This window comes from Knoellia sp. 3-2P3 (assembly GCF_029223115.1).
Lineage (GTDB): Bacteria > Actinomycetota > Actinomycetes > Actinomycetales > Dermatophilaceae > Pedococcus_A.
In genome coordinates this window covers 46,136-65,216 of record NZ_JARGZE010000004.1, presented here as the reverse complement: position 1 = coordinate 65,216, position 19,081 = coordinate 46,136, and the positions used below count along the sequence as shown (strand labels likewise).

General features: G+C 72.0%; 16 protein-coding genes and 1 tRNA gene. 9 read left to right on the top strand and 8 right to left on the bottom strand.

The genetic code is table 11. The features are described 5' to 3' along the window. Nucleotides 1-158 precede the first annotated feature (158 nt). Genes P0Y31_RS12780 through pcaD form a run of 5 tightly spaced genes read left to right on the top strand, consistent with a single transcriptional unit; the run spans nt 159 to nt 4,516 of the window. Complete coding sequence (locus tag P0Y31_RS12780; RefSeq protein WP_275869978.1) at nt 159-1,262, top strand: enolase C-terminal domain-like protein; 1,104 nt, start codon at nt 159-161, stop codon at nt 1,260-1,262. A 48-nt stretch (nt 1,263-1,310) separates the two neighbouring features. Further along, nucleotides 1,311-2,168: a catechol 1,2-dioxygenase gene (catA, locus tag P0Y31_RS12775; RefSeq protein ID WP_275869975.1), complete on the top strand. Its 858-nt coding sequence runs from the start codon at nt 1,311-1,313 to the stop codon at nt 2,166-2,168. 43 nt (nt 2,169-2,211) lie between these two features. Beyond that, nucleotides 2,212-2,502 (top strand): muconolactone Delta-isomerase, encoded by a 291-nt coding sequence (catC, locus tag P0Y31_RS12770; RefSeq protein WP_275869973.1) that lies wholly within the window; start codon nt 2,212-2,214, stop codon nt 2,500-2,502. Further along, a complete protein-coding gene (locus P0Y31_RS12765) occupies nt 2,499-3,731 on the top strand; it encodes an acetyl-CoA C-acetyltransferase (RefSeq protein ID WP_275869970.1) in 1,233 nt (410 codons plus the stop codon). Before catC ends, P0Y31_RS12765 begins: the two co-directional genes overlap by 4 nt. Further along, entirely contained in the window at nt 3,728-4,516 is a 789-nt protein-coding gene (gene pcaD / locus P0Y31_RS12760; protein WP_275869968.1) for a 3-oxoadipate enol-lactonase, read from the top strand. The genes P0Y31_RS12765 and pcaD overlap by 4 nt, the downstream gene beginning before the upstream one ends. Here pcaD and P0Y31_RS12755 read toward each other — a convergent pair. The 5 genes from P0Y31_RS12755 to P0Y31_RS12735 all read right to left on the bottom strand — a co-directional run bounded on the left by P0Y31_RS12755 (nt 4,479) and on the right by P0Y31_RS12735 (nt 12,779). Next, entirely contained in the window at nt 4,479-5,423 is a 945-nt protein-coding gene (locus tag P0Y31_RS12755) for a LysR family transcriptional regulator (RefSeq protein WP_275869966.1), read from the bottom strand. The genes pcaD and P0Y31_RS12755 overlap by 38 nt on opposite strands. Nucleotides 5,424-5,429: 6 nt before the next feature. Next, nucleotides 5,430-5,717: a hypothetical protein gene (locus P0Y31_RS12750; protein WP_275869963.1), complete on the bottom strand. Its 288-nt coding sequence runs from the start codon at nt 5,715-5,717 to the stop codon at nt 5,430-5,432. 14 nt (nt 5,718-5,731) lie between these two features. Next, nucleotides 5,732-11,239 carry a carboxyl transferase domain-containing protein gene (locus P0Y31_RS12745; RefSeq protein ID WP_275869961.1) on the bottom strand — a complete coding sequence of 1,836 codons (5,508 nt, stop codon included), beginning with the start codon at nt 11,237-11,239 and terminating at the stop codon, nt 5,732-5,734. 139 nt (nt 11,240-11,378) lie between these two features. Continuing rightward, the gene (locus P0Y31_RS12740; RefSeq protein ID WP_275869958.1) at nt 11,379-12,581 is read right to left on the bottom strand and encodes an AI-2E family transporter; all 1,203 of its coding nucleotides are present in this window, start codon (nt 12,579-12,581) and stop codon (nt 11,379-11,381) included. Between the two features lie 114 nt (nt 12,582-12,695). Further along, nucleotides 12,696-12,779 (bottom strand) — tRNA-Tyr (locus P0Y31_RS12735). 79 nt (nt 12,780-12,858) lie between these two features. On the opposite strand from P0Y31_RS12735, the gene P0Y31_RS12730 reads away from it, so the two are divergent. The 4 genes from P0Y31_RS12730 to P0Y31_RS12715 all read left to right on the top strand — a co-directional run bounded on the left by P0Y31_RS12730 (nt 12,859) and on the right by P0Y31_RS12715 (nt 15,192). Then, a complete protein-coding gene (locus P0Y31_RS12730) occupies nt 12,859-13,353 on the top strand; it encodes a YajQ family cyclic di-GMP-binding protein (RefSeq protein WP_275805007.1) in 495 nt (164 codons plus the stop codon). A gap of 92 nt (nt 13,354-13,445) precedes the next feature. Then, complete coding sequence (locus tag P0Y31_RS12725; protein ID WP_275869956.1) at nt 13,446-13,598, top strand: hypothetical protein; 153 nt, start codon at nt 13,446-13,448, stop codon at nt 13,596-13,598. 111 nt (nt 13,599-13,709) lie between these two features. Next, nucleotides 13,710-13,925 carry a hypothetical protein gene (locus tag P0Y31_RS12720; protein ID WP_275869953.1) on the top strand — a complete coding sequence of 72 codons (216 nt, stop codon included), beginning with the start codon at nt 13,710-13,712 and terminating at the stop codon, nt 13,923-13,925. A 610-nt stretch (nt 13,926-14,535) separates the two neighbouring features. Beyond that, a complete protein-coding gene (locus P0Y31_RS12715) occupies nt 14,536-15,192 on the top strand; it encodes a sugar transferase (RefSeq protein ID WP_275869951.1) in 657 nt (218 codons plus the stop codon). 8 nt (nt 15,193-15,200) lie between these two features. Here P0Y31_RS12715 and pepN read toward each other — a convergent pair whose 3' ends face one another. The 3 genes from pepN to htpX form a co-directional block, all read right to left on the bottom strand. Beyond that, nucleotides 15,201-17,672, bottom strand: a complete 2,472-nt coding sequence (pepN, locus tag P0Y31_RS12710; RefSeq protein ID WP_275869949.1) for an aminopeptidase N — start codon at nt 17,670-17,672, stop codon at nt 15,201-15,203. Between the two features lie 79 nt (nt 17,673-17,751). Next, nucleotides 17,752-17,955 (bottom strand): cold-shock protein, encoded by a 204-nt coding sequence (locus P0Y31_RS12705; RefSeq protein ID WP_275805030.1) that lies wholly within the window; start codon nt 17,953-17,955, stop codon nt 17,752-17,754. 227 nt (nt 17,956-18,182) lie between these two features. After that, entirely contained in the window at nt 18,183-19,055 is an 873-nt protein-coding gene (htpX, locus tag P0Y31_RS12700) for a zinc metalloprotease HtpX (protein WP_275869946.1), read from the bottom strand. Nucleotides 19,056-19,081 lie beyond the last annotated feature (26 nt).

Genomic DNA, 19,081 nt, shown 5'->3' with positions numbered 1-19,081 from the left:
TGCCGATGGCAGGCGCTCCCGCAGCCGATACCCCCGGCGTCTCAATGGCTCAAGAACAGGTATTGGCGCGATCCCAATCCGCGGGCCCACGATGGACGGGCGGGGGTCAGAGCCCCGCGCCAGGAGCGCCAGGAGCGTCAGGAGCCAACGGAGGCATCGTGAAGGTCACCCGCATCGAGGCGATCCCCTTCGCGATCCCCTACGCCAAGACCCTGCGCTTCGCCAGCGGCGAGATCACCACGGCCGAGCACGTCCTCGTGCGCGTCCACACCGACGAGGGCATCGTCGGCACCGCGGAGGCGCCGCCCCGTCCGTTCACCTACGGCGAGACCCAGCAGTCGATCATCGCCGTGATCGAGCGCCTGTTCACCCCGGAGGTCGTCGGCCGCTCGGCGCTCGACCGCGCGGCGATCCACGAGCGCCTCGACCGCACGGTGGGCAACCCCACGGCCAAGGCCGCGATGGACATGGCCCTGTGGGACGTCATCGGCCGCAGCCTCGGAGCCTCGGTCACCGACCTGCTCGGAGGCTGGACCGACCGCATGCGGGTCAGCCACATGCTCGGCTTCGACGCCCCCGGTGCCATGGTCGAGGAGGCCCAACGCATCCGCGAGACCTACGGCGTCACGACCTTCAAGGTGAAGGTGGGGCGTCATCCCTTCACCCTCGACGTCGACGTGGTCCGCGCCCTGCGGGAGGCGTTCGGCGACACCGTCGAGCTCTACGTCGACGGCAACCGAGGGTGGACGGCCTCGGAGTCGGCCCGGGCGCTGCGGGCCATGCGTGACCTCGACCTGACCCTCGCCGAGGAGCTGTGCCCCGCGGACGACGTCCTCGGCCGCCGGTGGCTGGTCCGCCAGACCGACATCCCGTTCGTCGCCGACGAGAGCGCCTCGCGACCCGGCGAGGTGACCCGCGAGCTGCTCGACGGCTCCGCCACCGCCATCAGCATCAAGACGGCCCGCACCGGCTTCACCGGGTCGCAGCGGGTGCTGCACCTGTGCGAGGGCCTCGGCGTCGAGGTCGTGATGGGCAACCAGATCGACGGGCAGATCGGCACCGCGTGCACGGTCGCGTTCGGCGCGGCCCACCAGCACACCTCCCAGCGCGCAGGGGAGCTGTCCAACTTCCTCGACATGAGCGACGACCTGCTCGCCGACCCGCTGCGCATCACCGACGGCACGCTCGCCGTCCGACCGGGCGACGGCCTGGGCCTCGACATCGACGAGGACAAGCTCGCCCACTACCGGCAGGACCGCTGACAGACCACACCAGGGCAACGACGCCCGAACCCACCAAGGAGCCCCACCATGACCACACACCTGACCGAGCAGGACGCCAAGGCCGCCGAGTCCGGCGCCAGGGCCACCGAACGCTTCCAGGAGAAGGCGCGCGCCGCCGCCGCCGGCTCCAGCCAGGAGCGCGTCAGCACCCTCGCCACCGAGGTGCTCACCGCCGTCCACGACGTCATCCGCCGCCACCGGGTGACCTACGAGGAGTACGACGCCCTCAAAGCGTGGCTCATCTCGGTCGGGCAGGACGGCGAGTGGCCGCTGTTCCTCGACGTGTGGGTCGAGCACGTCGTCGAGGAGGTCGCCAACGACCACCGCCAGGGCAGCAAGGGCAGCATCGAGGGTCCCTACTACGTGCCCGACTCCCCCCAGCTCCCCGCCGAGGCCACCCTGCCGATGCGCGACGACGAGCCAGGCACACCGCTGCTGTTCCAGGGGCAGGTGCGGAGCACCGCCGGCACGCCGCTCCCCGGCGCCCACATCGAGATCTGGCACGCCGACGACCTCGGGTTCTACAGCCAGTACGCCCCCGGCCTGCCCGAGTGGAACCTGCGCGGCACGGTCGTCGCCGACGAGGAGGGCCGCTTCGCGATCACGACGGTGCAGCCCGCGCCCTACCAGATCCCCACCGACGGCTCCTGCGGCCGCCTCATCGCCGCAGCCGGGTGGCACGCCTGGCGGCCCGCGCACCTGCACCTCAAGGTGTCGGCGCCCGGCCACCAGCTCATCACGACCCAGCTGTACTTCAAGGGCGACGAGCACGTGGCCGACGACATCGCCTCCGCCGTCAAGCCCGAGCTGATCCTCGACCCCCGGCCGCGCACCGACGCCGCGGGCAACGCGGTCACCTACGACTTCGTCCTCGACCCGGCCTGAGGCCCGGGTCGAAGGCCGCCGGACCCCGTAGGAGACTGACCCCATGCTGTTCGCCGTGAGGATGGATGTGACCCTGCCTGCCGACTTCGACCCCGAGGTGCGGGCCGACACGTTGGCCCGCGAGAAGGCCTACTCGCAGGACCTCCAGCGAGCCGGCGAGTGGGTGCACATCTGGCGGTGCGTGGGGCAGTACTCCAACCTCAGCATCTTCGACGTGCGCGACAACGAGCGGCTCCACGAGATCCTCTGGAACCTGCCCCTGTTCCCTCACATGGAGATCGACGTGACGCCACTGGCCCAGCACCCCTCCGACATCGCGACGGCGGCGGCATGACCGGCGCGGCAACGGCGACCGACGTCGTCATCTGCGAGCCGCTGCGCACCCCTGTCGGCGCGTTCAACGGGGTCTTCGAGGGCTTCAGCGCCGCCGAGCTCGGCACCATCGCGCTGAAGGCGCTGGTCGAGCGCACCGGCCTCGGCGAGGGCGACATCGACGACGTCATCCTCGGCAACTGCAACCCCAGCGGCGAGGCACCGGCGATCGGCCGTGTCGTCGCCCTGGACGCCGGGCTCGGCACGGGCGTGCCCGGCCTGCAGGTCGACCGCCGGTGCGGGTCCGGCCTGCAGGCCGTGCTGTATGCCGCGATGCAGGTGGGCAGCGGAGCCTCCCGTCTCGTCGTGGCCGGCGGCACCGAGTCGATGAGCCAGGTGGAGCACTACGCCCTGCTGCGCCAGGGCGTGCGCGGCGACGGCGTGGAGCTCGCCGACCGCCTCGCCCGTGCCCGCGTCACCGCCGGTGGCGCCCTGCACCCGGTGCCCGGCGGCATGATCGAGACGGCCGAGAACCTGCGCCGCGAGTACGGCATCAGCCGGCAGGAGCAGGACGAGTACGCCCTTCGCTCGCAGCAGAACACCGCGGCCGCCGTAGAGGGCGGGCTGTTCAAGGACGAGGTCGTGCCGGTGACGGTGCCCGGCCGCCGGGGCAAGGACCCGGTGGTCGTCGACCGCGACGAGCACCCGCGACCCGACACCACCCTGGAGGTCCTGGCCGGGCTGCGGCCGGTCATGAGCAGGACCGACCCCGAGGCCACCGTGACCGCGGGCAACTCCAGCGGCCAGAACGACGCCGCCGCGCTCTGCGTGGTGACGACCCGCGCGGAGGCGGAGCGCCGTGGGCTGCGGCCGCTGCTGGCCCTGCGCTCGTGGGCCGTCGCCGGTGTCGGCCCAGAGGTGATGGGCATCGGGCCGGTGCCCGCGAGCGCCGCTGCCCTCGAGCGCGCGGGGCTCACCCTCGCCGACATGGACCTCATCGAGCTCAACGAGGCCTTCGCCGCGCAGGTGCTCGCCGTCCTGCGCGAGTGGCAGCTCGGCGAGGACGACTGGAAGCGCTTGAACGTCAACGGTTCCGGCATCTCTCTTGGCCACCCCGTCGGCGCCACCGGCGCCCGGATCCTCGCCACGATGGCGCACGAGATGCAGCGACGCGGCAGCCGCTACGGGCTGGAGACCATGTGCATCGGTGGCGGCCAGGGCCTGGCAGCCGTCTTCGAGGCGGCCCGGTGAGCGGCAGCCCCGTGGAGGTCCACCACGTGGTCGAGGCTGCGCCTGGCCTGCGCGCGGACGCCCCCGTGGTGGTGCTGTCGAACTCGCTCGGCTCGACGCTGGCCATGTGGGACGGCCAAGCGCCGGCGCTGGCCGAGCACTTCCGCGTGGTCCGCTACGACACCCGCGGCCACGGAGGTTCCCCGGTCCCGCCGGGGCCCTACTCGATCGACGACCTCGCCGACGACCTGCTCGCCCTGCTCGACCGGCTCGGTGTGGGCCGGGCCCACCTCGTGGGCCTCTCGCTCGGCGGCATGACCGCGCTGCGCCTGGCCGCCCGCCACCCCGAGCGCGTCAACCGGCTCGCCGTGCTGTGCACCTCCGCGCTGCTCGGTCCGGCCCAGGGCTGGCTCGACCGCGCCGCGACGGTGCGGGCGGAGGGGACCGGTGCCGTGGCGGACGCGGTCGTCGCCCGCTGGTACACCGAGGGCTACGCGGCCGCCCACCCCGACGAGGTCGCCGCTGCCAGGGCCATGGTGTCCTCCGTCCCGGCCGAGGGCTACGCGGGCTGCTGCGAGGCGATCGCGTCGATGGACCTCACAGCCGACCTCGCCGACATCAGCGCCCCCACGCTGGCCGTCGCCGGCGCCGAGGACCCCGCCACACCCCCCGAGCACCTCGAGCGCATCGCCTCCGGCGTCAAGGACGGCTCCCTGCTCGTGTTGCCACAGGCAGCCCATGTGGCCGCGCTGGAGCAGCCCGAGGCCGTCACGCGGGCGCTGCTGGACCACCTGTCACGTCACTGAGCCCGTCACCCGCAGCGGTCCCCTCACCGAGGAGCCGCTCGGCCCGCGCCAGGATGCGCGCGATGTGGGGAGAGTCGTCACGGGCCCGCTTCGCCACGGCCAGCTCGATGGTCGCCGGCTCCCCCTCGAGAGGCCGGTAGACCGCGCCGGTGATCCGCAGGTGCTGCACCGAGGCGGGCACCAGGGCGACACCGAGCCCTGCCGCCACGAACGAGACCAGCGTCGACGTCTCCGCCACCTCCTGGCGGACGTCGGGCTCGAAGCCCGCCGCCAGGCAGGCGTCGAAGACCGCGTCGTAGGTGACCGAGCGGTGCTGCGACGGGTACGTGATGAAGGGCTCGGCGCCCAGGCCCTCCAGGGGCACGGCGTCGAGTCCGGCGAGTGGGTGGGACTCGGGGAGCACGGCCACCAGAGGCTCGCGGCGCAGCACCTTCAGGCGCAGGTCCGGGTCCCGCACCGGCGGTCGCAGGAAGGCGAGGTCCAGGGCACCGGTGTGCAGGGCGGCCACCTGGTCCGGCGTGAGCATCTCGCCGTGCAGGTCGAGCTCGACCAGGGGGAAGTCCTTTCGGAGCACCCGGGCCAGGCTCGGCATCAGCTCGTAGGTGGTCGAGCCCACGAAGCCCAGGGAGACCCTCCCCACCTCGCCGGCCGCGACCCGCGTGGCCTCCCGCCCCGCGTCGTCCACCGCCGCGACGATGGCCCGGGCCCGCTCGAGGTAGCGCTCCCCCGCCTGCGTCAGCTCCACCCGCCGGGTGGAGCGGTGGAGCAGCTGCACCCCGAGCTCGGCCTCGAGCTGCTTGATCTGCTGCGACAGGGGCGGCTGCGCGATGTGCAGCCGCTCGGCGGCACGCCCGAAGTGGCACTCCTCGGCGACGGCGATGAAGTACCTGATGTGCCGCAGCTCCATGGGGTTCTAGCGGCTGGCGTCGTCGTGGCGGCGCAGCAGTGCCTCGGCGTCCCTGACGGCCTCGGCACTCTCGATGTAGGTGTGGCCGGCAGCAGCCTCCTGGGCCACGGCCATGACCCAGTTGTGCGGCTGCTGCGGCAGCCCGCGAGCGGCCAGCGAGCGCTCGAGGTCGGCCACCACCTCGGGCACCGGCCGGCCCTTGCTCCGCCCGGCCAGCTCGTTGATGACGGCCTGCATGATCGCGCGGTGGTGCTCCCGCTCGTCGTGACCCGGTTCGAAGGGCTCCTGCGTCATGACTCCATCCTCCTTCACGGCATGCGTGACTCGATGGCATCAATGATGCGCGGACGCAGCTCCTCCGCGCTGATGACCGCGTCGACCGAGCCCACGGAGACGGCACGGTGGATGCTGTGCACGCTGTCGAACTCCGCCGCCACGCGGCCGAGCATCTCGGCCCGCACCGCGGTGCGCACCTCGGCGAGCTCGGTGACCACCTGCGCCCGCCGGGCACCGGTGGCCTCGGCCAGCTCGGCCTCGAGGGCGGTGACCCGGGGGTCCGCGGCAGTGCGGGCGTCGACGTCGCGGGAGAACACCACGGCCGCCGCGGGGGCGCCACCGATCACGGACGCGAAGGACCCCTCGACCGCGAGCACGGTCATGTTCGGGTTCAGCGCCTTAGAGAAGACCACGAACGCGCCACCGTGGTAGCGCGAGACCACCACGAAGACGATCGGCCCCTCGAAGTTCACGATGGCCCGGCCGATCTCGGCGCCGTACTCGAGCTGGAGGTTCCGCATCGAGTCGGGTGAGCCGTCGAAGCCCGACAGGTTCGCCAGGACGACCAGCGGCCGGTTGCCGCTTGCGGCGTTGATCGCCCGCGCCGCCTTCTTGGACGAGCGGGGGAACAGCGTCCCGGCGGTGTAGGTGTCCGGTCCGTCGGTGGGAGGGAAGCCGCGGCGCGGCACGGACCTGGACTCGATGCCGAGCAGGCACACGGCATACCCGCCGATGTGGGCGTCCTGGACGACCGCGGTCTCGGCGTCCGCCATCCCCGCCCAGCGCTCCAGCGTCGGGTGGTCCTGGTCGGAGACAGCGCGCATGAGGGTGCGGATGTCGAAGGCCTTCTTGCGGTCGGGGTTTGTCGCCGACGAGAAGATGTCGCCGACGGTCGTGAAGCCGCTGTCGGGCATCTCGTGCGGGAAGACGGTGACGTCGCGGTCGACCGGGTCGGTCGTCTCCGCCCGCCTCGGACCGCCCTCCCCGGGGTGGGCGTAGGTGTGGTCGTAGTGCGCCATGAGGACGTCGCGGGCGCCGGCAAGGTCGGGCGCCCAGTACTGCGCCTGGCCGTTGGGACCCATCACGCGGTCGTAGCCACCGATGCCGAAGTTGTCCTCGGCCGAGACGCCACCGGAGAAGTCGAGGGACTGCTTGCCGGTGAGGACCATCGCCGAGTCGGGAGTCATGACGAGGATGCCCTTGGTGTGCATCAGCATCGTCGCCTCGGCGTTCCAGTAGGGCTGGGCGCCGACGTTGATGCCGGCGACGACGATGTTGATCTCACCGCCGGCCTGGGTGAACTCGATGATCCGCTTGAGCGCCCGGGCCACCCAGTCCATGTTCTCCGTGCCCGAGTCCATGGAGATGCGGGCGCCGGCGGACAGGGCGAACCACTCGATCGGCACCCCCATCTGCTCGGCGAGGTCGATGGCCGCGATGACCCGAGAGCACTCGGCCTCGGAGACGGCGCCGAGGGCCTTGAGCGGGTCGCCGCAGAGCAGCACGCGCGTGACGCCCTCGGGGTGCAGACGGGTCGGGGTGGTGACGACGCCGGCGATGATGCCGGCCTTGTTGAGGCCGTAGGGCCGCTCCACCGGGACGAGCGCGCCGGTGTCGTCGAGGTCGTACTCCGTTGCGGTGCCGCCCTGTCCGGCCACCAGCGAGACGAGCTCGTAGGGGTAGACCAGGCCGCGGCGCCGGGCCCGGACGACCTTCTGCGCGTACTCGTCGAGTGGCTTCAGGCGCTCGGTCGGCGGCTCCTCGATGGAGGTGACGACGCCCGAGCCCGGCTGGTAGGAGAACCGGGCCGCGATCGGGTGCACCGCGCCGTCGGCCCCCGCCACGCGGGCGGTGACCAGCACCTCCTCGATGCCGGCGCCGAGGGTGAGCGGGGCGATCTTCGACTGCAGGGCGGTGAGCTGGTCGATGTCGGCGTCGATGACCGGCCAGATCTCCACCCAGATGTGGTTCATGTCGAGCCGCGGGCCCGAGGCGCCCCGCGCGCTGCGGGCGCGGCGGACCGCCTCGAGGCAGTTGGCGATGGCACGCTCGGCGTGCGGGAGCGCGGTGACCGTGCCGTCCTCGTCACGCACGACGGCGAGCTGGCGCACCTGCGACATCGCCACCAGGCGCTGGTCGGAGTCGTTGCCCGCGGCCACGCAGTGGTAGAGCAGGACGTCCTCGGGAGCCTCGAGCCGGGTGACCTCGAAGTCGCGCAGGCGCCACAGGTTGAGCCGGCGGCCCACCATCGGGTGGACGCCGCGCACGAGGGTGTCCTCGACGAGCCCGTCGGACGTGGGCCGGAACGTGAAGTAGCCGACCTCCCGACCGCCCCCGGGGCAGACCGCCACCACGACCCGGCGCAGCTGCCCGGTGAAGTCGAGCTTCTCGAGCATGGCGGAGAGCTGCGCGGAGGCCTCCTCGGGGGACTCCGGCTCCTCGGGCCAGGCCAGGTAGAGATCGACGACGGCCTGGTAGCCGATCGGGCGCGCAGCGACCTCGCCGGTGACGTCGCGCACGAGCGAGGTGCCCTCGGCCAGCTCGGCGACGCGCCCGACGGTGGTGACCACATGGGTGTCCCGGCCGTCGAGGGTGTAGTCGGCGACCGCGAAGGGGCGCCCCTCCTCCTCGCTGGCCGCGCTCAACCCGTGAAGGTCGTGCTCGCGGTAGTGCCGCTTGATGAGCACCTCGAGCAGCGGCTCCCGCTGCGGCACACCACCCTCGAGCCGCTCGGCGAGGAAGCGCACGATCTGCTCGGGGATGGCCGCCAGACGGTCGATGCGGGCAGCCCGGTCCGGGACGTCCGGGTCGGCAGCCAGGGCCGCCACCTCGTCGCGCACCCCGGCGAGCACACTGGCGCGCTCCTCGTCGACCAGCGGCTGGTCGAACCACCGGAAGCGCACGCTGCGGGCGAGGTCGCCGACCACGGGGAAGCGCAGCTGGGTCGCGACGACGAGGCGGTCGAGCACCTCGCGGGCGGCGTGGTCGAGCGGCGCCTGCGGTCGGGGCTCGGCGAGCCAGCGCTGCAGCAGCGCCGTGGCCAGGTGCACGTCGGGGGCGCTGCGCTGCTGCGCGAGGAAGATGCGGAAGACCGCCTCCTCGAGCTCCGGCGTGCGGTCCAAGCCGTCCACGCCGTAGTGCTCCAGCACCCGGGCGAGCTTGCCGCGGAACGCTTCCGGCAGGCCACCGCGCTCGACGTCGAGGCTCTGCAGGTAGGTGTGGAAGTGCTCCCTCGGGCTGTGCACCCGGTGCTCGGTGTGCACGTCCTCGTCGGCGGGGCGGTTGCGGCTGAGCTCGGCGAAGTCGGCGAAGACCCCCAGCGCCGCCACCTCCTCGCCGATGGGCGAGGTGCCGCTGCGGGTCAGCTCGTCGCGGGCAGCGAGGTAGTCCTGGAGGGTGCGGCCCTCGTCGCGTGGGTCGATGTCGTAGCCCAGCACCATCGCGCACAGGTCGGCGCGCCCACGGGCGGCGCGGTCGGCCGGGCCGGGCTGGGCCGCCGTCGCGTCGTCGAGGTCGAGGTCGACGGCCTCGCCCTCCTGCTCGGCCACCTCGTCGACGTCGCCGACCGGCTCGAGCCGCAGCAGGGGCGCCCCCGTCTCGACCTGGCTGCCCGCGGAGACGCGCAGCTCGCGCACCCGCGCCTGGAACGGCGCCGGGATGACGGTCTCCATCTTCATCGACTCGAGGACCAGCACGGGTGCGCCGGCGGCGACCTCCTCACCGACGGCGACCGGTGTCGCGACGACCAGGGCGGGCGCGGGCGAACGCAGCACGCCGCCCTCGTCGCGGCTGACGCGGTGGGTGACGCCGTCGACCTCGACGAGGTGCACCGGGCCGTGCGTGGCCGTGATGAGCCGGTGGGTGCGGCCCCGCACCGTCATCCGGCTGGCATAGGCGTCGACGCGGTCGAGGTCGGCGTCGACGACGCTCTCCTCGGCCCCGTTGCCGATGGCCACGCGGAAGCGGTGCGGGCCCGTGCGGGCCACGGTGACCTTGTATGCCGTGCCGCGCAGCTTGAGGTCGATGGCGCGCCCGACCTGGTGCTGCACCTGGGGTCGCCCGCCGTGGGCGGTCTCGAGGAGCCGGGCGCGCTCGACGGCCTCGGCCTCCTCGTAGCCCTCGATGCCCGCGGCCACGAGCGCGATCCCGGAGTGGCGGTGGGAGACCAGGCGGCCCTCGGCCCGCACCCGGTCGATCCAGCCGGTGTCGGCGGTGCCGTCGACGACCTCGGGCTGGTCGAGCAGGTCGAGGATGAAGCTCTTGTTGGTGGCGCCACCCTCGATGACCACGGTGGTCTCGCCCATGGCGCGGCGCAGGCGCGCCAGAGCCTCCTGGCGGGTGCGGCCGTAGGCGATGATCTTGGCGATCATCGAGTCGAAGTCGGCGGGGATCGAGTCGCCCTCGCCCACGCCGGTGTCGACCCGGATGCCGGGGCCGGCCGGCAGGTCGAGCAGCGTGATCCGACCGGGCGAGGGCGCGAAGTCGCGGTCGGGGTCCTCGGCGTTGAGGCGGGCCTCGACGGCGTGGCCGGTCTCCAGCGGCCGCTCGCCCTCGAGGCGGCCGCCGGCGGCGACGTGGATCTGTGCCTTCACGAGGTCCAGGTCGGTGGTGGCCTCGGTGATCGGGTGCTCCACCTGGAGGCGGGTGTTCACCTCGAGGAAGGCGAAGAAGCGCTCGCCAGGGTGGTAGAGGAACTCGACGGTGCCAGCACCGGCATACCCCACCGCCAGGGCGAGCCGCTCGGCACTGGCCTTGAGCTCGGCGACCTGGTCCGCGTCGAGCACCGGTGAGGCGGACTCCTCGATGACCTTCTGGTTGCGCCGCTGCACGGAGCAGTCGCGGACGCCGACCGCCCAGGCCGTGCCCTGGCCGTCGGCGATGACCTGCACCTCGACGTGGCGCGCACCGGTCACGAGCTTCTCGAGGAAGACGACGCCGGAGCCGAAGGCGCGCTCGGCCTCATCGCGGGTGCGGTGGTAGGCGTCGGCGAGGTCGGCGTCGGAGGTGACCTTGCGGATGCCGCGGCCACCGCCGCCCGCGGTCGCCTTGAGCATCAGCGGGTAGCCGATGAGGGCCGCCGCCGCTGTGGCCTCCTCGAGCGTGTCGACGCAACCCCGGCTCCACGGGGCCACGGGGACCCCGACCTCCTCGGCGATGAGCTTGGAGCCGATCTTGTCGCCAAGCCGGCGCATGGCCTCGGCGCTCGGCCCGATGAACGTCACGCCGATGCGGGCGCACAGGTCGGCGAACGCCGGGTCCTCGGCCACGAAGCCCCAGCCGACCCAGGCGGCGTCGGCGCCGGTCTCGACGAGGGCGCGTTCGAGCACCGCGTGGTTGATGTATGGCCGCTCGCTGGCCTGGCCGAGGCTGTAGGCGAGGTCGGCCTCGCGCACGAACATCGCCTTGCGCTCGCCCTCGGTGAAGAGGGCGACCGTCTCGATGCGCTCGTCGGCCGGCTGCTCTGCGTTGAGGTCGCGCACCGCGTGGATGAGCCGCATCGCGGCCTCGCCCCGGTTGACGATGGCAATGCGACGGAACATCGAGGCGCCCTCCACGTGTCGACCTGTGTCTGGTGTGACCCGCGGCACAGGTCACGAGGCCGAGCCTGTCACGCCTTCCGGGTGACTCGCGAGTAATGCCGTCGCCGGGCCGCGGCACGACGCGTCGGCCGGACCGGCCTCACGTCGGGTGACCCGGCAGCTCCTCCGCCTCCTCGGCCACGTCGCGGCTCGTGACGAGCTCTCCAGCCACCAGGTCCGCCGTGTCGTGGGGCCGCTGCACGTACGCGTCGAGGGCGGCCAGGAGCATGGCCGTCACCGGGATCGCGAGCAGGGCACCCCCGACGCCGAAGAGGGCCGACCCCAGCATCACCGAGCCGAAGGCCACGGCGGGGTGCAGGTTCACGGCGCGGGCGCTGATCCTCGGCTCGAACGTGAGGTTCTCGACCTGCTGGTAGAGGACGCCCCAGGCCAGTGCCGCGATGCCGGTCCAGGGCTGGGGGCTCGCCAGGCCCACCAGGACGGGGAGCACGATCGAGATGTAGGTGCCGATTGTGGGGACGAACTGGGCGACCACTCCGGTCCAGAGCCCGAGGGCGAGCCACGAGGGCAGGCCGATCAGGAGGAACACCAGCGCCGAGGTGGTGCCGTTGATGACCGCCAGCACCAGCCGCGCCGAGACGTAGCCCGCCGTCTTGGCCGTCGACAGGTCCCACACGCTGAGGAAGATCCGCTGGGGTCGCGCAGGCATCAGGCCGGCCAGCCACGTCCGCAGCCGCGGCCCGTCGGCCGAGAGGTAGAAACTCAGCAGGATGATGGCGAAGAACCCGAAGACACCGGCCGCGAGCGAGCCCAGCACGGTCCAGAGCCCACCGAGCACGTCCTGGGCGTAGTTGGCGGCGTCCTCGGGGGTGAGCCGGATCGAGGACAGCAGGTCCGAGGAGCTGTAGTCGGTGCCCAGGCGGCGGTTCACCCAGCCCAGCACCGACTCGATCATGCTCGGCAGGCCGCGCAGCAGGGTGGCCGCCTGCTCGACGGCGAGGCTGCCGAAGGCGACCAGGAATCCCAGCGACAGCAGCCCCGCGGCGACCATCACCAGCGCGGTCGCGGCGCCACGCGGCATACGGGTGGACAGGCGCCTGACCGCAGGCTCCATGGCGAGGGACAGGAACCAGGCCATCACCACGGTGAAAAGCACCGAGCCGCCGTCGGCGAGCACGAAGCGCAGGAGCGCGAACAGGGCGACCAACGCTGCCAGCGTCAGCCCGACCCGCCACACGTTGGCCGGGACCAGCAGCACCCGGACCGTGTGCACGGGCGAACCGAGCCCCGTCCTCGGGTCGGGGCGAAGACCACCCGCCATCGGCACCTCCGGCGTCAGCACCTGTCCCGAGTGTGGCAGGCGACTGGGCACCGCGCCGGGCCTCAGCGCATCTGCCCGTCCCGGGCGCGACGAAGGCCCCGAACCAGGAGTCCTGGTCGGGGCCTTCATGCACGGTGGTGGCAGGTGAAGGATTCGAACCTTCGAAGCTTTCGCGACGGATTTACAGTCCGCTCCCATTGGCCGCTCGGGCAACCTGCCGTGTGCGCATGGAAGGATAGCAAGCAAGCCCGCGAATGCGAATTTGCCCCATCCGTCACGCCTCGAGAGGACCCGACCCATGGCAGACAGCTCGTTCGACATCGTCAGCAAGGTGGACAAGCAGGAGGTCGACAACGCGCTGAACCAGGCCGCCAAGGAGGTCGGCCAGCGCTACGACTTCCGAGGTGTCGGCGCCTCCATCGAGTGGAGCGGCGACAACGTGCTCATCAAGGCCAACACGGCCGAGCGCGTGCTCGCCGTGGTCGACGTCTTCGAGACCAAGCTGGTGCGCCGCGGCGTCTCGCTGAAGTCGATCGACTTCGGTGACAAGGAGCCGAAGCCGTCGGGCAAGGAGTACCGCCTCGAGGGCCCGCTCAAGGAGGGCATCTCGCAGGAGAACGCCAAGAAGATCTCCAAGATCATCCGCGACGAGGGGCCCAAGTCGGTCAAGGCCACAATCCAGGGCGACGAGCTGCGCGTCGTCAGCAAGTCCCGTGACGACCTCCAGGCCGTGCAGGCGCTGCTGAAGGGCAAGGACCTCGACGTCGCCCTGCAGTTCACCAACTACCGCTGAGCCCGCACGGCGAGAGGTATGCCGTGCGGCCCGGTGCCGCACGGCATACGTTGGGGAGCACACGCGGTTCCCCACCCCCTTCAGGAGTGCTGATGTCTGACCAGCCCACCGAGGACCAGGTGCCCGGCGGCAACCTGTCCGGCAACGAGGACGGCGCCTCCAGCGACGGCGACAGCGGTCCCGGCGGAGCCGACGCCGACGGCAGGGGCGGCGCACCGGCCGAGGGCGAGGCCAAGCCCGGCTAGCCGGACGCACCGGAGGCGATATGGACCCCGCGGCACGAGCAGGCCGCGGGGTTCGTTGTCTGCTTGGACGTGAACGGCTGCGGTGGCCGTCCGGAGTCCGGTGGAGGAGCCATGAGCACAGCACACGCGAAGCGGACGCCCCTGCGGGAGCACGTGCCGGGGTGGAACCTGTCGGGCAACGAGCCCGGCGCATCCTGCGACGGCGACACCGGCCCACAGGGCGCGCACAACGACCCCAAGCCGGGGAACCACCCCGAGCTGGGTCTGCCCCTCGGCGCGGCACGAGTGGCGCCTGCGCAGACGGCCGTCGGCACAGCTGGGCACTGAGGGCTGCCTGACCCCACTTGCCTGCATTTGGGTGTGGCCACGCGGCACGTGCACCGAGTGCACCCCCTTGCCGTCCACGCTCTGTGCTCCCCCCGGAGTCGTGAGGGCTGCGCCGACTTCGTGAGTCCGCCCGCGGCAACACCTTGAGCCATCGCGGTGGTGGCTCCCTTCACGCGGCTTCGCGTCAGTTCAACGCCACCAGGCAGGTGGCGACCACGGAATCCTCCTGTCCCGTCGGACAATGTTGAGGCGTTGTCGCCAAAACCGTTGGCACGTACGGGTTTTGTCGCACGCGGCACCAGCAGCTCCACCAAGAGGCGTCACCCCATTGCCGGTTGTTGGCACCCACATCCCGACTGAAGGCTGAGGGGCGCAGAGGGCCTCACCTCGTGGGGCCCGGGGACATTCAGCCGGGAGGACGCCTCATGGGGGAACCGACGTCGATGCGCCGACCCCTGCCCAGGGAGACCTCAGCCCCCGGGGCAACAGCCGTACTCCCTCTTCACGATTCGCCAGACCCGCTGCTGCACAGCGCCGTTCGCGACACACCGAGCCGTAGTCCGACCATGGCGCTCGCCCCCCTCGCCCCCGCACGGAGAGACCCGCAGACATGACCATGAACGCGACCATCGCGGCGCGCGTGGCTCCCCCACGCGTTGCCCGACGCCAGCTCGCCGTCAAGAGCGTCATCGAACGGACCGCTGCCGCAGTCGGACTCGTCGTCACCTCGCCGATCCTGCTGGTGCTGGCTGTGGCGGTCCGCCGCGACAGCCAGGGGCCGGTCTTCTACTGCCAGGAACGAATCGGCTACTGCGGCAGGCCATTTCGCATCTACAAATACCGCACGATGACCAAGGACGCCGAGCTGCACCTCATGGACGTGCTCACAGCCCAGGGGACGGCGCTCGGCCCGTTGTACAAGGTGAAGGTGGACCCCCGGGTGACTCCCCTGGGCGCGGTGCTGCGTCGCTACAGCCTCGACGAGCTGCCGCAGCTCTGGAACGTCGTCAAGGGCGACATGAGCCTGGTCGGCCCCCGCCCGCAGGTTGCGGCCGAGGTCGAGAGCTACTCGAGCGCAGTGCGCAGGCGCCTGCTCGTCAAGCCCGGCATGACCGGGCTGTGGCAGGTGAGCGGCCGCAGCGACCTGCCCTGGGAGGAGGCCGTGCAGCTGGACCTCTACTACGTCGACCACTGGTCGCTCAGGCTCGACCTGCGCATCATGTGCCGCACGCCCAGGGCGGTCCGCCGCTCGACGGGTGCCTACTAGCCGCTGTCTCAGCCGAACGCGGCCCGCGAGCGCAGCGCCTCGCGCAGCTCGGAGTCGGCGTCCACCATCGACCGGCGCACCGCGGGCGTGAGGCCGTCGCCGGCCAGCGTGGCGGCGCTGGCCTCGGCCGTCGACGGCTCGACGACCCGCGCCGGGTAGGCCAGCGTCGCAACGCGGCCGAGCGCGTCGGCGCCGACCCACACCGCCATGGCCGGCACGTCGGCGAAGTAGCGGCCGACGTAGCCGCGCATGGTGTCGAGGTCGTCGCCGGACCAGAAGCCGGAGGCGAGCGCGTTGAGCTCGTAGTTGGACCGGTCCCGGTTCGCGGTCAGCTCCCTCCAGGCCCACGCCTTGGCCTCCTCCCCCGGCAGCGACGCGGTGGCTGCAAGGGCACCGAGCCGCCCCGAGAGGGTGTCGTCGTCGCGACGGACCTGCTCGACGAACGCGCGGTCGACCAGCCCCTGCCCGGCGAGGCTGCGCACGACGAGCCACCGGAAGTCCGAGTCACCCTCCAGCCCGGCGGGCAGCGCCGCCTGCTCCGCCCACGGCCGCAGCCGGGCCTCGTCGGCCGCGCTGCGGGCCAGCAGCCGCGCCCCGAGCAGCGCCCGGGTGGAGCCCGGCTCGCTGGCGTCGAGCAGCTCGGCGGCGGCGGCCGCGACCACCGCACGCGCGGCGGCCTGCTCCTCGGGCGGCAGGAACGTCGTGACCACCCTCCCGAGCACGACGTTGGCGACCCGGTTGAGCACCGACTCGTTGTCCTCGTGAGGCCAGGCGCGGCCGAAGGTCTCGACGACCAGGCGCGGGTCGACCGTGCCGAGGCACACGCCGTCGACCAGCGCCGCCCACAGCACGGCGCGCGCCTGCGCGTCGGGCACCTGCGCCAGGCTGCGCGGCACCGCCGCCAGCGTGGCCGGGTCCAGCGCCACGGTCGCCCACGTCAGGTCGGAGGCGTTGGGCACGACGAGCTCGGCCCGCGGTGCGTCCCGCAGCTCGGGCACCTCCGTGCGCGGCCCGGCGAGGGTGACGCCCACCCGGAACATCTCGGCCCCGCCGGTGAACCCTGCCACGTCGAGCGTGTGCGGCCGGTCGGCCGGGAATGCCTCCGGCGCCTCACGCGTCAGGACACCCGTCTCCTGGTCTGCCGCGAGGACATCGAGGCCCGCGGTGAGCAGCCACGCCTTGCTCCACTCGCCCAGGTCCTTGCCCGAGGCACGCTCCATGAAGCCGAGGAAGTCGCTCAGCGTCCCGTTGCCGTAGGCGTGCTCGCGCAGGTAGGCGCTGACCCCGGCGATGAACGCGTCGTCGCCGATGTGGGCGATCAGCTGGCGCAGCGTCGCCGCGCCCTTGGCGTAGGAGATCCCGTCGAAGTCCTGCAGCGCCGCCTGGGCGTCGAGCGCCGCTCCCCCGGCCACCGGGTGCGTCGAGGGGGTGCGCTCCGCGGCATACCCCCACATCTTGCGGGCGACGGTGGAGTCCACCCAGCCCTCGGTGAACTCCGTGGCGTCCACGGTGGTGCGGTGGGCCATGTACTCGGCGAACGACTCGTTGAGCCACAGGTCGTCCCACCACCGCATGGTCACCAGGTCGCCGAACCACATGTGCGCCATCTCGTGCGCGATCGTGTTCGAGCGGGTCAGCACCTCGTCGCGCGCCGCCGCACCCCGGAAGACGTAGGTGTCGCGGAAGGTCACGCACCCGGGGTTCTCCATCGCCCCGGCGTTGAACTCCGGCACGAAGACCTGGTGGTACTCGCCGAAGGGGTACCGGATGCCGAAGAGCCGGTGGTAGTGGTCGAAGCTCGCCCTGGTGATCTCGAGCATCTGCTCCGCCTGCCGCTCCAGCGGCTCCCGCAGCGAGGCCCGGGCGTGGATGCCGAGCGGTATGCCGTCGTGCTCGCTGCGCACGGACGCCCAGGGGCCGGCGCAGACGGTGACGAAGTAGGTGGCCAGCGGCTGGGTGGGGGCCAGCTCCCAGCGCCCCGGCGACACCTCGGTGGCCGCCCCGTTGCCGACCACGTGCCAGCCCCGCGGGGCGGTGACCGACACGGCGTACGGCGCCTTGAGGTCGGGCTGGTCGAAACAGGCGAAGACGGTGGGGGCGGCGTCGAGGAACAGGTGGCCGTAGACGTAGTGCTGCCCGTCGGCGGGGTCGACGGCGCGGTGCAGGCCCTGCCCGTCGCGGCTGTAGCGCATGGTCGCGACGACGACGACCTCGTTGTCGGCCGCGAGCCCGGAGAGCGCGATGCGTCCGTCGACGAGTCCGCTGGGGTCGACCGGCGACCCGTTGAGGGTGATCGACCCCAACGACTCCGGCGCGAGGTCGAGGAAGGTCGAGCGACCGGGTTCGGTGCAGGTGAACCGGATCGTGGTCGTGGAGCCGAACTGCTCCTCACCCCGGTCGAGGTCGAGGTCGACCTCCATGGAGGTGACGTCGATGAGCGCCGCGCGCTCGGTGGCCTCGGACCGCGTCAGTGAGGGCATGGCGGCATTGTGTCAGGGGACGGCAGGAGCCCCCGACCGACCGGCCGGGGGCTCCTGCTGTGAGGCTGTGTGGTGCAGCTCAGAGTGCGGTGACGTTCTCCGCCTGCGGGCCCTTGGGTCCCTGCGTGACCTCGAACTCGACGCGCTGCGCCTCGTCGAGGGAGCGGTAGCCGCCGGTGTTGATCGCGCTGTAGTGCACGAACACGTCCGGACCGCCGCCGTCCTGCTCGATGAAGCCGAAGCCCTTCTCAGCGTTGAACCACTTCACTGTTCCCTGTGCCATGGGATTCTCTTTTCCTTGTGGCCGGTGGGACCCGCGGACGCGGGACCCAAGCTGCCGTTCAAAAACCCCAGACACGGAAGACCGACTGACGGTCACCGTAAAAGAAAAGGCCCGCACACTTTGGCGGGCCACTCTCACGCGAGGACTGCAACTGCAACTGCGGCAACCGTAGCACGCTGGAGGGCCGGCCGCAGAACGACCGGCCCGCCAGCGCGTCGAGGGGCGCCTCAGCCGGCGCGGTAGCCGTAGGCCATCGCCTCGAGCCGGGCGATGCGCTCGGCCATCGGCGGGTGGGTCGAGAAGAACCGCGACACGTCCTGGGGGCGGAACGGGTTCGCAATCATCATGTGGCTGGAGTTCTGCAGCGCCGGGGTCGGGGCCAGCGGCGCGCGGGCCGTGCCCTGCTCGAGCTTGCGCAGCGCCGACGCCAGCGCGAGCGGGTCGCCGGTGAGGCGGGCGCCGTCCTCGTCGGCGTCGTACTCGCGGGTGCGGCTGATCGCCATCTGGATGACCATGGCGGCGAACGGGGCCAGCAGGGCCATGGCCAGCAGCGCGATCGGGTTCGGGCGGTCCTCGTCGTCGCCGCCGCCGAACATCGAGGTGAACATGAGCATCTGGGCGACGCTGGTGATCACACCGGCGATGGCCGCGGCCACCGAGCCGGTGAGGATGTCGCGGTTGTAGACGTGCATCAGCTCGTGGCCGAGCACGCCCCGCAGCTCGCGCTCGTCGAGCATCCCCAGGATGCCCTCGGTCGCGCACACCGCCGCGTGCTCGGGGTTGCGGCCCGTGGCGAACGCGTTGGGCGCCTGGGTCGGCGAGACGTAGAGGCGTGGCATCGGCTTGCCGGCGGCCGTGGAGAGCTCGCGGACGATCCGGTACATCGCCGGCGCCTGTGCCTCGCTGACGGGGTAGGCATGCATGGCCCGGATGGCGATCTTGTCGCTGTTCCAGTAGCCGTAGGCGGTCATTCCGACGCCGAGCAGCGCGAACAGCCAGATGTACCTGCCGCCGCCGATCACGGCGCCCATGCCGAGGAGGAGCGCGAAGATGCCGCCGAACAGCGCGGCGGTCTTCAGCCCGTTGAAGTGGTTGTGCATGTCCCCATTAACGCAGAAAGGACGGG